This window comes from Candidatus Photobacterium acropomis (genome assembly GCF_030685555.1).
Classification (GTDB): Bacteria; Pseudomonadota; Gammaproteobacteria; order Enterobacterales; family Vibrionaceae; genus Photobacterium; species Photobacterium lucens.
In genome coordinates this window covers 2882974-2894645 of the sequence record NZ_CP131609.1, presented here as the reverse complement: position 1 = coordinate 2894645, position 11672 = coordinate 2882974, and the positions used below count along the sequence as shown (strand labels likewise).

Annotated in this window: 13 protein-coding genes; 5 read left to right on the top strand and 8 right to left on the bottom strand. The window is 42.2% G+C overall.

Going from position 1 to position 11672, the window contains the following annotated elements; translation table 11 throughout:
* The first annotated feature begins 134 nt into the window (after positions 1–134).
* The 3 genes from Q7657_RS20015 (at position 135) to Q7657_RS20005 (ending at position 1404) form a co-directional block, all read left to right on the top strand.
* Positions 135–374 (top strand): type II toxin-antitoxin system prevent-host-death family antitoxin, encoded by a 240-nt coding sequence (locus Q7657_RS20015; protein WP_023931431.1) that lies wholly within the window; start codon positions 135–137, stop codon positions 372–374.
* 10 nt (positions 375–384) lie between these two features.
* A complete protein-coding gene (locus tag Q7657_RS20010; protein ID WP_107165526.1) occupies positions 385–729 on the top strand; it encodes a type II toxin-antitoxin system RelE/ParE family toxin in 345 nt (114 codons plus the stop codon).
* 345 nt (positions 730–1074) lie between these two features.
* Positions 1075–1404: a hypothetical protein gene (locus Q7657_RS20005; RefSeq protein WP_107165525.1), complete on the top strand. Its 330-nt coding sequence runs from the start codon at positions 1075–1077 to the stop codon at positions 1402–1404.
* Between the two features lie 46 nt (positions 1405–1450).
* On the opposite strand, the gene Q7657_RS20000 is transcribed toward Q7657_RS20005, so the two are convergent.
* Positions 1451–2353 (bottom strand): TIGR01777 family oxidoreductase, encoded by a 903-nt coding sequence (locus Q7657_RS20000; protein ID WP_107165524.1) that lies wholly within the window; start codon positions 2351–2353, stop codon positions 1451–1453.
* 258 nt (positions 2354–2611) lie between these two features.
* Between Q7657_RS20000 and yfcE the strand changes: the two genes are divergently transcribed.
* On the top strand, positions 2612–3157 hold the full coding sequence (gene yfcE / locus Q7657_RS19995; RefSeq protein ID WP_107165589.1) for a phosphodiesterase: 546 nt from the start codon (positions 2612–2614) through the stop codon (positions 3155–3157).
* Between the two features lie 109 nt (positions 3158–3266).
* On the opposite strand, the gene Q7657_RS19990 is transcribed toward yfcE, so the two are convergent.
* The 4 genes from Q7657_RS19990 to Q7657_RS19975 all read right to left on the bottom strand — a co-directional run bounded on the left by Q7657_RS19990 (position 3267) and on the right by Q7657_RS19975 (position 7998).
* Positions 3267–3554, bottom strand: a complete 288-nt coding sequence (locus tag Q7657_RS19990) for an Rdx family protein (RefSeq protein ID WP_008987727.1) — start codon at positions 3552–3554, stop codon at positions 3267–3269.
* 23 nt (positions 3555–3577) lie between these two features.
* A complete protein-coding gene (locus tag Q7657_RS19985) occupies positions 3578–4342 on the bottom strand; it encodes a sulfite exporter TauE/SafE family protein (protein WP_107165523.1) in 765 nt (254 codons plus the stop codon).
* 154 nt (positions 4343–4496) lie between these two features.
* Positions 4497–6644 carry a phosphate acetyltransferase gene (gene pta / locus Q7657_RS19980; RefSeq protein ID WP_181319806.1) on the bottom strand — a complete coding sequence of 716 codons (2148 nt, stop codon included), beginning with the start codon at positions 6642–6644 and terminating at the stop codon, positions 4497–4499.
* 157 nt (positions 6645–6801) lie between these two features.
* Positions 6802–7998 carry an acetate kinase gene (locus Q7657_RS19975; RefSeq protein WP_107165522.1) on the bottom strand — a complete coding sequence of 399 codons (1197 nt, stop codon included), beginning with the start codon at positions 7996–7998 and terminating at the stop codon, positions 6802–6804.
* Positions 7999–8331: 333 nt separating this feature from the next.
* Between Q7657_RS19975 and yfbV the strand changes: the two genes are divergently transcribed.
* Positions 8332–8781, top strand: a complete 450-nt coding sequence (gene yfbV / locus Q7657_RS19970; protein ID WP_053987119.1) for a terminus macrodomain insulation protein YfbV — start codon at positions 8332–8334, stop codon at positions 8779–8781.
* A 191-nt stretch (positions 8782–8972) separates the two neighbouring features.
* Here yfbV and Q7657_RS19965 read toward each other — a convergent pair whose 3' ends face one another.
* The 3 genes from Q7657_RS19965 to rlmA form a co-directional block, all read right to left on the bottom strand.
* Complete coding sequence (locus Q7657_RS19965) at positions 8973–9281, bottom strand: DUF6172 family protein (RefSeq protein ID WP_008987721.1); 309 nt, start codon at positions 9279–9281, stop codon at positions 8973–8975.
* A gap of 446 nt (positions 9282–9727) precedes the next feature.
* Positions 9728–10684 carry a ChaN family lipoprotein gene (locus Q7657_RS19960; RefSeq protein ID WP_107165521.1) on the bottom strand — a complete coding sequence of 319 codons (957 nt, stop codon included), beginning with the start codon at positions 10682–10684 and terminating at the stop codon, positions 9728–9730.
* A gap of 128 nt (positions 10685–10812) precedes the next feature.
* The gene (rlmA, locus tag Q7657_RS19955; protein ID WP_107165520.1) at positions 10813–11643 is read right to left on the bottom strand and encodes a 23S rRNA (guanine(745)-N(1))-methyltransferase; all 831 of its coding nucleotides are present in this window, start codon (positions 11641–11643) and stop codon (positions 10813–10815) included.
* Positions 11644–11672 lie beyond the last annotated feature (29 nt).

The following is an 11672-nucleotide window of genomic DNA, read 5'->3' as shown; positions in this document are numbered from 1 at the left end:
GGTTTAAATTTGGTCTAAATATGGACCTTTTAGGTTTGCAAAGCTATTATTGCTATATCGAGTGACTGTTAGAGTTACCGATAAAGTGATGAAATAAATGCTCTATGAGAAGCAGAGCACAATGGAAGGTGAAGATGATTGAAACAGTAAGTTTTCTAAAGAAAAATGCTGCAGATCTACCTTTAGATGAACCATTAACGATTACACAAAATGGTAAACCCTCTTACGTTGTGATTTCTTATGAAGAACATGAACGTCGTGAGCAAGCCATTGCAATGATGAAGATGCTGAGTTTTGCTGAATCAGATATCAAACAAGGTCGTACATCGTCAATGACATCATTAAAAGATAGATTAGCCGCTCGTAAAAAATAGACGAGAAATCATGGCTAAAACTACATTAGTTCCTACAAATACATTTGAGAATACAACTTTTGCTTTAATTGATTATTTCACCCAGTGGAATGATGAAGTTAAGGTTGTTGAGCGAGTTGAAAAGCTAATTGAGAGATTTGAATCGACTGTATTAGATAATCCTGAAATGTATCCAATATGTCATGACATAAGGGAATTTTTTGGAATGATTGAGTACCGAGTATTTAAATCTGATGGGCTAAAAATTGTTTATCGCTATGATGCAGTCAATAACATAGTTTATGCAATGTTGATGCTTAGTGATAAACAAGATATGCAAAAGACGCTGATAGATTATTGTCTCGTTTATAAATAAATTTTATAAGGTCGCTTTCGGTATAGAGTGACCTTTTATTTATGTAAATATTTGTATCATGCTAATTGAAAAAGGAATGGCTTTGTTCTTACAGAGTATTCTTTTTGAGCGATATCTTAAATTTGTTACATTTTTTATTAACTGATTGAATTAATTTGAGATAATGGTACTTGTTAGTATCTTTAAACATTAAGATAATTTTTATTTTTAGTGGAATAGCTAGTGCTAATTAAATGCTCTCATTGTTCAAAGGAACTTTCTCATGATACAAAGTCATGTTTAGGATGTGGTAGCCGTAAACCTTTTAAAGGTGTTGTGTTAGGTGTAAAGGATTATAAAGGATGGATGCATAAAGATATTAGACACTTTCAGAAACTTGGTGGCAAAGTGACGTCACCATTGTGGTCTAAAATTGTTGTATTTGTGCTTTTAGGTTTAATTAGCTTCAGTTTTTATAAGTGTAATTCTTTAAATGAGGCGTCTAAAGAAACTAATGTTCAATTAGATAATGCACTGAAAGATATTGATAACGTATTAAAAGATCCAAGAAAGAGAAGACTTTTGGAATGTAAGGGGATAGACCCATATAAAATAAAACCAGAAGGATGGACTGCACCGACAAAACAAGAATGTGACGTGATTGAAAAGCAGCTCGAAGCAGAAATAAAACGATAAATTTTTATATCAAAAACAGGGCTCTTCAGCCCTGTTTTTGTTTCTCTCAATCACATAACGTCTGCTTCAATGCTTGCTCAATACAAGGGAAGCTAAAGTTAAACCCTTCTTGCTGTAATTTATTCGGCAGTGCACGTTGGCTATCAAGCAATAGTTGTGCTGATTCCCCAAGCCCGAGCTTTAGTATCCATGCAGGAGTAAATAAAAAGTGTGGACGTTTTAGGGTTGCTGCCAAGGTTTGGCTAAAGACGCTATTGGTCACTGGAGTAGGTGCTGTAAAGTTAAACACGCCTCGCGCTTCTGGGTGGTTGAGCAAGAAGATGATGCCTTTGATCATGTCTTGCATGTGGATCCACGGGAAGTACTGTTTACCATCGCCAATTTTACCGCCTAGCCCTAATTGATATGGCAGTAACATACGTGCTAATGCTCCGCCTTGTTTACCAAGTACGATACCTGTGCGAATAAGGCATACACGGTTTTTTTCTGATTGGGCTTCAAGGGCAATTTGCTCCCAGCGATGACAGACGTTCTGGGCAAAGTCGTTATCGTTAATATCAAGCGGGGTAGATTCATCAATGGTCTTATCTTGATTATCGCCATAAATTCCCACAGCTGAGCCGCTAATAAAGGTATGCGGTGGGTTAGTGCTGGCATTGATTTTATCAACTAACTGTTTGGTAATATCCCAACGACTTTGGCAGATCTTTTGCTTTTGCTTTTCGCTCCAACGCTTGTTCATGATGGGCTCGCCAGCAAGGTTAATGATGGCGTCAAACTCATCAAAGTTGTCGAAGCTCTCTAGGCTGTCTACCGCATTAATATGATGACCAAGCAGATGATAAGCACGGGTTGGGTTGCGGGTCAGTACCGTAACATGATCGTGATTAAAATGAGGAAGAAGAGCTCGTCCTATAAAGCCTGTTGCGCCTGTCATTAAAATCTTCATCGTTATCTTCCGTTTTCTGTTTGTCATCTTAACATTCTGATGTGTCGCTTATTTATAGTATATATAAGTTGAATTATCAGTATAACTGAACGCTAAAAATGCTCTTATTAATATTGTGACGTCGGAGTGTGGTCACGATTCTTTATGTGTGTAAATGCGCATGATTGCAGTGGTGGGTGATGTCTCATATCGATAACATAGTAATTTGATGATACAGAGAGTAGACTTCGAACCTGTATTAATGACTGGTTTTTGATGATGAAATTATTTTTTGCTTCTGATATTCATGGCTCGTTTGCGAGTGCTGAAAAGATGATTGCTGCTTTTGAACAAAGCGGTGCAGAGCACTTAATTCTATTGGGTGACATTTTAAATCATGGCCCACGTAACCCATTGCCAGAAGGCTACGATCCTATCAAGGTATCTGAGTTGTTAAATCGCTATGGTGATCGTATTACTGCTGTTCGTGGTAACTGCGACAGTGAAGTTGACCAAATGCTGCTTGAGTTCCCAATCATGGCGGACTACAACCTTGTGTTATTGCCAACAGGCCAACGTCTGTTTTTAACACATGGCCACTTATACAACGCCAATAAACATCCTCGTTTATGTGCCGGTGATGTGATTGTATCCGGCCATACACATATTCCTGTGGCTGAAGCGCAAGACGAACTGTTTGTGTTTAATCCTGGCTCTGTTGCTATTCCTCGTAATGGCTTACCTGCAAGTTACGGTCTATTAGATGGCAATCAGCTATCTGTGATCAGCTTTGACGGTGAAGTACTGGTTCAAACCCAGATCTAATTCGCAACGAGATAAAAGTAACGCCCTGAATGTAGCTCTCTGGTTTTAAGCGCAAAGCCACTTAATAGAGAAAGCACATTCAGGGCGTTGTTGTATATGAAGTTATCGCTTATGGTTTACTGTGGCGATCAACGTGGCCTAAATCACGTTCAGGGTCGATAACATCACGAATGCGTTGCTTTAGCTGTTTCGCATCTGGGAAGCCACCATCGGCTTTACGTTCCCAAATTAGCTGGCCATTACAGTGAATTTCAAAACGTCCACCTGTGTCTGGGTGAAGGCTGATGGTTTGGATTTCTTCACTGAAGGTATGCAGTAGCTCTTGGGTCATCCAAGTGGAGCGTAGCATCCAATTACATTGACGACAGTAGTAGATATCAATGATCGCTTTATCCATGCAAACTCCTTAAATAGCGTGGATTAAAATAGTGAGTAAAGTAATTTGAAGCCAATAATGAAGGTGAGGGCTTCAAAACAACGTTTGATGAGTTGATTACTTTTTTGATGAGCAAGGTGAGCGCCTAAGTAACCCCCTAAGAGTGAACCAAGTAAAAGTACAGGGATCCACGGCCAGTAAATTGGTGCGCCTGCTTGGTAAATAGCGACAGCGCCAATGCCATTCCAAAATAGCCCTACGCTAACAAGTGTTAAGGCCACGGCTTGTTTATAACTAAAGCCAAACCACCTGACTAAAAATAGGGTAACAAATAACCCTGTACCTGCCGTTAATGAGCCGTTTAATACCCCAATAGTGGCTAAGCCTAGCCCACCGATGATCATGCCTTTGGTGTCACGGTTTATGCTGTTTTCGTTTTGCCCTAGCTCTTTTTTCATCAGCGAATAAATACCAAGGCTAATGATTAAGATGCCGAGTGCCGCTTCTGCGATATTTTCAGGAAAAGAGAGGATCAGGTGCGCGCCAAGGATCACGCCAATAGCGCCTGTCAGAATAACGTAGAGGGTAAATCCCCAAGATAATGTGCCTTGGCGTAAATGTTTAATTGCTGCGCCAACGCCTAATGCCACACTTGCGACTTTGTGGGTTGCTAGGGCGATACCAAAAGGTAAGCCGAGAAAAATCAGTAGGGGAAATTGTATTAAGCCTGCGCCACCACCTGAGAGTGATGCGAGGGTATTTGAGATCAGCGAGCCAATAAATAGCCCGATTGAGTTGAGTAAATCCATGCTAACAGGTCATCCTTAACCGTTAATGAGCTTGTCAGCATAAAGGGTAATATCTTTGGTTGCCAGTAATAAAAAACGCCCCTATACGCTTTATCAATAAAAATTGATAGCAGGTATAGAGGCGTTTATCTGTCGGTTAAATAAGTCTTAAAACTTATTTAGCTGCAGCTTGCTCTGCTTGGATTGCAGTTAGTGCAACTGTGTACACGATATCGTCAACTAACGCACCACGAGAAAGGTCGTTAACTGGCTTACGCATACCTTGAAGCATTGGACCGATAGATACTAGATCTGCAGAACGCTGTACCGCTTTGTATGTTGTGTTACCAGTGTTTAGGTCTGGGAATACAAATACAGTTGCTTTACCTGCTACTGGAGAGTTAGGTGCTTTAGAAGCAGCTACGTTTTCCATGATTGCAGCATCGTACTGTAGAGGACCGTCGATCACTAGATCTGGACGCTTCTCTTGAGCGATCTTCGTTGCTTCACGTACTTTATCTACGTCTGCACCCTTACCAGAAGTACCAGTAGAGTAAGAGATCATAGCAACGCGAGGGTCGATACCGAATGCTTTTGCAGAATCTGCAGATTGGATAGCGATTTCAGCAAGTTGCTCAGCTGTTGGATCTGGGTTGATCGCACAGTCACCGTAAACCAATACTTGGTCAGGTAGTAGCATGAAGAATACAGAAGATACGATAGATGCATCTGGTGCAGTCTTGATGATTTGGAACGGAGGAACGATAGTGTTCGCAGTTGTGTGAACTGCACCAGACACTAGACCGTCAACTTCGTCGTTCTCAAGCATCATTGTGCCTAGGAATACTGAATCTTGTAGCTTCTCACGAGCAACAACGTCAGTCATACCTTTCGCGCCACGTAGCTCAACTAGACGAGCAACGTAGTTTTCACGAACTTCATCAGAGTTGATGATAGTTACGCCAGCACCTAGAGTCACGCCTTGTTGCTCAGCAACGCGACGGATTTCTTCTGGGTTACCTAGAAGCACACATTCCGCGATACCGCGCTCAGCACAGATAGCCGCAGCTTTAACTGTACGTGGCTCGTCACCTTCAGGAAGAACGATACGCTTAGCCGCTTTACGAGCAAGCTCAGTTAGCTGGTAACGGAATGCTGGTGGGCTTAAACGACGCTCACGAGTTGAACCTTCAGTTAGAGATTCAATCCAGTTACCGTCGATGTGGCTTGCCATGTACTCGTTAACTAGCTCTACACGCTCTTTATCGTCTGCAGGTACTTCTAGTGTGAAGCTCTGTAGATTTAGAGAAGTCTGCCAAGTGTTACCTTGTGCAGTCATTACAGGTAGACCTGTTGCGAATGCGCGCTCACATAGATCCATAACAGGTTTTGGTAGGTCGTAACCACCTGTTAGAAGTAGTGCACCTAGCTCAACGCCGTTCATTGCTGCAAGACATGCTGCAACGATTACGTCTGGACGGTCAGCTGAAGTTACTAGTAGTGAACCTGGACGGAAGTGCTCAACCATATTAGGGATAGAACGTGCACAGAAAGTGATGCTCTTAATACGACGAGTTTCGATGTCACCAGCGTTGATGATTTCAGCGTTTAGGTGTTGTGCGATATCAGTTGCACGTGTTGCGATAAGCTCTGCGCTCCATGGAGCACAACCTAGTACGCGTACTGGGCTTGAGTTGAACACTTGCATGATTTCAACGTTTGAAGGAACAGTACCTTCAGCGTCGTCGAAGATCTCAGAAAGGTCAGGACGAGTGCGACCTTCTGCATCAACTGGTGCGTTAAGTTTGTTAACGATAACACCAGAGATTTGCTTGTTCTTGATACCACCGAAGTTAGAACATGCTACTTCGATACGCTCTTTAAGTTGAGCTGGGTTATCAGTGCCAGGAGAAACAACGAATACGATTTCAGCATCTAGCGTTTTTGCAATTTCAAAGTTGATTTGGTTTGCAAATGGGTGCTTACGAGTCGCAACTAGACCTTCGATCAGCGTTACTTCAGAGTTAGCTGTAGATTCTTTGAAACGTGCAACGATGTCTTCTAGAAGAACGTCAGTTTTGTCGTTACGGATTAACTCTTCTGCACTCGCCATTGAGAATGACTCTGCGATTTGCATGTCACTGTTTGCACGAATGATAGTCGTCGTTAAATCAGGCTGATCGCCACCTTTACGTGGTTGAGCGATAGGCTTGAAGAAAGAAACGCGAACGCCTTTGCGTTCCATTGCACGAAGTACACCAAGGCTAACACTTGTTAGACCTACGCCAGCACCAACTGGAACAAGCATAATAGTACGGGACACTATAAATTCCTCTAACTATTGAATGGATACAGCACTGTTCAATAACAATTCACGTGTAAACAATGGGAATAAGTATAGAACAGCACCACATGAGAACATGACGGGAGGTCATGAAAAAACGGCTGACTTAAAGCCAGCCGTTAAGATAATCGTGAGATTAGATGTTAGCTAGCTTAGCTGTATCTTCTGCGATTACTAGTTCTTCGTTTGTAGAAACAACCATTGCAGGGATGCGGCTGTCAGCAGTAGTGATAACACCTTCACCACCGAAGCGTGCTTTTAGGTTAGCTTCGTTGTCTACTTCGATACCGAAGATAGATAGACGGTTTAGAACCATTTCACGGATTGGCGCAGAGTTTTCACCGATACCACCAGTGAATACGATAGCGTCTAGACGACCGTCCATAGTTGCAGCGTAACCAGCTACGTACTTAGCTAGACGGTGACAGAATACGTTCATTGCACGAGTTGCTTCTTCTTTCTCGCCGTAGTTTTCTTCAACGAAACGACAGTCAGAAGTCACGCCAGTAAGACCTAGTAGGCCAGACTCTTTAGTGAACATAGTGTTGATTTCAGCAACGCTCATACCTAGCTTGTCGTGTAGGTGGAACATAACTGCAGGGTCAAGGTCACCACTACGTGTACCCATTACTAGACCTTCAAGAGGAGTTAGACCCATTGAAGTATCAACTGCTTTACCGCCTTTGATTGCACATACAGATGCACCGTTACCTAGGTGACAGTTGATGATGTTTAGTTCATCAAGAGGCTTACCTAGTAGAGATGCTGTTTCACGTGCGATGAAACGGTGAGAAGTACCGTGTGCGCCGTAACGACGGATACCGTGCTCTTTGTATAGGTTGTATGGGATAGCGTATAGGAATGCTTCTTCAGGCATAGTCTGATGGAAAGCTGTGTCGAATACTGCTACGTTCTTAAGCTCAGGGAAGTTGTGCTTAGCCGCTTCGATACCGATGATGTGAGCTGGGTTGTGAAGAGGTGCGAAAGTTGCAGCGTCTTCGATACCTTTAAGTACTACGTCGTCGATTAGTGCAGAGTCAGTGAACTGCTCGCCACCGTGTACGATACGGTGACCGATAGCGCCTAGGTTCTCTTTAAGTTCTGGCTTAGAAGCAAGAATAGTGTCAACCATGAATGCTAGAGCTTCTTCGTGAGCCGCGCCTTCACCTAGTTGAGCTTCGTGCTTGCCGTCAAGTTTCCACTTGATGCGTGCTTCAGGAAGACCTAGACATTCTGCTAGACCTGAAAGGTGTTCGTCACCTGATACAGGATCGATGATTGCGAACTTAAGAGATGAACTACCGCAGTTTAAAACTAAAACCAGCTTAGACATGAGTGACTACCTATAATCTGTCTGAAAGTTGATATTCATGTTTGAATAAAAAAGTACCCATAGAATAGACGATGTTTAAATCATCAGTCTAATCAGGGTGAAATTCGCGCTCATTCTTGAGTATTTGAATTGAGTTGCCTGCAATTCAGGTTCATCCTTGAGGGTGCTTAACTTGCAGTTAATACAATTAACAGCAACAATTAGGTTTAAGCGCGCTTAGGATAGCGATTGTTAAGCAATATAACAAAAACATTTTTAGATAAATTTAATTTTAATCAAGTTTACTACCTAAAAAGTTGAAGAATTGTAATTTTTTTTGATAAATGGTGCTTTATGACTCAACAAACAATGTGGAAAAGTTTCCAAGATGGTCAGCATTACATGAGCACATGGCCAATGCGTAAAGAGTTGGCTGCCGTTTTTCCTGAGCACCGCTATATCAAGGCGACCAAGTTCGCAACCAAAGTGATGCCAGCTGTGGCTGCCATTAGTATTTTGACCCAAATGGTTTTCAATAATTATGGGGCGATGCCACAGGCGGTAGCTGTGGCGTTATTAGCGTTATCGATGCCATTACAAGGCTTATGGTGGTTGGGTAAACGTAGCCAAACCGTACTGCCGCCATCATTAGCAAAGTGGTATAACGAAATTTACCAAAAGATAGTCAGTGAAGGGTATGCGATGCAGCCGAAAAAGGCGCAGCCGCGTTATCAAGAATTAGCAGAAGTGTTAAGCCGTGCTTTTAAACAGCTTGATCGCAGCTCACTAGAGCGTTGGTTCTAAATCACGTTATAACACTGTTGGAACTTGTTATTTTAATTGATCGTTCGTTACGAAAAAGCAGCCTCATATGACGCTGCTTTTTTTGTATGGTTATCATATTAACCGCTGCTACTATCACCATTTTACAGATAATAAAAAAGAGCCACATTGTGACTCTTTTTGTAAGGCGTGAACCTTAACAGATAGATTGATTATTCGTCATCGAAATCACGAACAGGGCGAGGTGCGCGTGTTGCAGGCTTCGCCAAAATTTCTAGGTACAGTGAAGGAAGCGCTAGTTTTTCTGCTTCATCAATGCACTTGTTGATTTCTTTAACATGAATCACTTTTGCTTCTTGCTCGGTATGACCAAACTTACAATCAAAGTCCCAGAAATCAGCGCCTGCAGGCAATGTTTTGTTGCGCTCACGACGTAAGTATTTCTTCACTTCGTACTTAACCGCTTCAACAACGCGAGGAACAGCTTTTTTAGGGTGGGTTAAAGCAAATGTTTTTTTCATGATTTTCCTAGTTCTCTATAAGCTCAAAACAGGGAGAGCTGGATCTATTTTACTCGAATTTGAGCAGGGTAGCGATGTTAAGAGATAAGATTTAATACCGCAAGAATAGGTTTATCGCAGGGGGGGGCCTGTGGTTAGAAAAAAAACTAAAAAAATGCATAATTAAATGCAACCAAATTGCTACAAGGGTGTCATATAAAATACATAGAGTGAGATTAGTATCTACGCTGTTTTTTAAATGTAATATTAATGCAATCTATGTTGCCGTTTTTTCTGAGGATTTAATAGGTATTAGAAACTATCCTATTCAGAAATCAGAAAGGTAGTTATGGCATTATAATATGGCTACTAAGAGATATAGCTGTTATCTCCCAAAGAACCCCAACTGCTTGGCCGCCGATGGGGTTCTGCTCTATCTGGGCTATGTAAAATTATCTTCCCATCATCTATTCATAGCACTTTAATTCTTTATTTCTCATCATCATTTTTTTCATCGCTTTGTTTTGGTTATCTTTTTGTGCATAACGTACAGGTAGTGGTGCCATGGTAACGCGGTAATCTTGAGCATTATCGGCTAACTTTTCTTTAGCGGTGACTGGGGTAACCAATGCGACGTTTAAGTTAGGGTTACGTGCTTTGATCCGAGATGCAGTGCCGAGTCCTTCCATGGTATGAAAACGACCAGCAACATGAATAATTTGCTTGTTTGGATGGTTCTTTAAATAGTCGACCATACTTTCTGCCATTGTATCGTCCCATGCGGTTTGAGCGGCAAACATACGCAGGTTTTGCTCTTCATTGCCATGATGCATCGAGTTTAAAAACTTAGTCTGATAGGCATCTTTATTGAGCGTGAGTGATTGTGCTACCCACGAACGCTCTGATGTTGGTAATTTATTGAGATAGCCTGCCCCTTGTTTGCTAATACAGCGCACGATACTTTTGGGCGCATTAGCGGCAATCACATCTAATTTATGTTGCTTGGCAAATTCAACTAACGGGCGGTAATCACTGTCGTAGTTTGGCCATGCATTAGCTTCTGATACCAGTGTTCGCTCGCCAATTTTACCTGCAAGGTATTGATCTACAATGGCTTGTTTGTCACGGGTGAATTGCTCCATTGAGAGCGCCATATTTGGGTTTTGTTGGTATAAGGCTGCAAACAATTGGCTCTGTAATAGGTGAGCTGCAGGGTGACTGTGCCATTCGCCAACCAAAATAATATCGGCGTCTTTAAGTGCTAAGGCTAATTGGTTAACGCTTAATGTGTTTCCTTGTGCAGAGGTGATCGTGTAGTCGTAAAAGGTACTTGGGGGGGAAACAGGAGCTGGAGAGTGATTTGAAGAAGCACAGCCGGTTAATACCGTTGCAAGGCTAAGACTTAGCGCGAGCCATTTATTCATTACTGATATCCCTAAAGATGAACTTATTTTAAGAGTAGGAAATAAAACGCAGTAATGAATAATACCGTTAATGCGAGTTATTATCAATTGACAGTAACTCGCATTTGAGTGCGGAGAGATAATGTCGATTATTGGCGACGGTAAACTCGAATTGCAAAATCCGCTTCGCAGAAGAAATCTTTCGCTTCACCGAGTTGTTGCCATACTTGCTCTGATGTTTTCCACGCAAACGGCGTCATTTGCATTAACGCTGTCGCTTCTTCACCGCTTAAAGACATCTCGTAATGTAGTTGCTCATCTGCAATCAATTCAAAGCCAGGGATCGTTTCAACAGGCACATCGTGTAGACGTACACCATCGTAAATCAGCTCTTTTAATTGGTATAAATGACGAGGTGCAGGGGTTACTGCAACTAAGATGCCGCCGGGTTTGATTGCACGTTCTAATTCTTCACCTTTACAAGGTGCGTAGATACGCACGACTCCATCAAAGAACTGATCAGCAAAAGGTAAACGGTGACTTGAAGCGACACAGAAATCACATTCAGGGTAGCGTTTGGCAGCATACTTTACCGCTACTTTTGAGATGTCTAAACCATGAACGGTAAGTGCGGGAAATTGTTGGCGTAGCTGGACAAACTCGGAGGTGTAGTAGCCTTCCCCACAACCAATATCAAGTAGTTGGGTTGCATCTTCCGGTAATTGAGAACGAAGTTGCGCCATAACAGCGTCACGAAGTGGCTGATAATGGTCGGTATTAAGGAATAAACGACGCGCTTGCATCATCTCTTTATTGTCACCGGGATTTTTCGAGCTTTTGTGGTGAGCAGGCATTAGGTTCACATAGCCTTCTTTTGCCAGATCAAATTGGTGGTTGTTACAACAACGGTAAGTTTTCGGTTGCTCGCCTTGCGTATTTAAAACCAGTGACGCATGGCATAGGGGGCATTGATAGGACATAAGAATAAACCAAAGCTGAAAAACAGCCG

Bases quoted from the DNA above. Each gene is read 5' to 3' on its own strand.
- Q7657_RS20015 (WP_023931431.1), top strand. From the start codon at position 135: ATGATTGAAACAGTAAGTTTTCTAAAGAAAAATGCTGCAGATCTACCT.
- Q7657_RS20010 (WP_107165526.1), top strand. From the start codon at position 385: ATGGCTAAAACTACATTAGTTCCTACAAATACATTTGAGAATACAACT.
- Q7657_RS20005 (WP_107165525.1), top strand. From the start codon at position 1,075: ATGCATAAAGATATTAGACACTTTCAGAAACTTGGTGGCAAAGTGACG.
- Q7657_RS20000 (WP_107165524.1), bottom strand. From the start codon at position 2,353: ATGAAGATTTTAATGACAGGCGCAACAGGCTTTATAGGACGAGCTCTT.
- yfcE (WP_107165589.1), top strand. From the start codon at position 2,612: ATGAAATTATTTTTTGCTTCTGATATTCATGGCTCGTTTGCGAGTGCT.
- Q7657_RS19990 (WP_008987727.1), bottom strand. From the start codon at position 3,554: ATGGATAAAGCGATCATTGATATCTACTACTGTCGTCAATGTAATTGG.
- Q7657_RS19985 (WP_107165523.1), bottom strand. From the start codon at position 4,342: ATGGATTTACTCAACTCAATCGGGCTATTTATTGGCTCGCTGATCTCA.
- Q7657_RS19975 (WP_107165522.1), bottom strand. From the start codon at position 7,998: ATGTCTAAGCTGGTTTTAGTTTTAAACTGCGGTAGTTCATCTCTTAAG.
- yfbV (WP_053987119.1), top strand. From the start codon at position 8,332: ATGACTCAACAAACAATGTGGAAAAGTTTCCAAGATGGTCAGCATTAC.
- Q7657_RS19965 (WP_008987721.1), bottom strand. From the start codon at position 9,281: ATGAAAAAAACATTTGCTTTAACCCACCCTAAAAAAGCTGTTCCTCGC.
- Q7657_RS19960 (WP_107165521.1), bottom strand. From the start codon at position 10,684: ATGAATAAATGGCTCGCGCTAAGTCTTAGCCTTGCAACGGTATTAACC.
- rlmA (WP_107165520.1), bottom strand. From the start codon at position 11,643: ATGTCCTATCAATGCCCCCTATGCCATGCGTCACTGGTTTTAAATACG.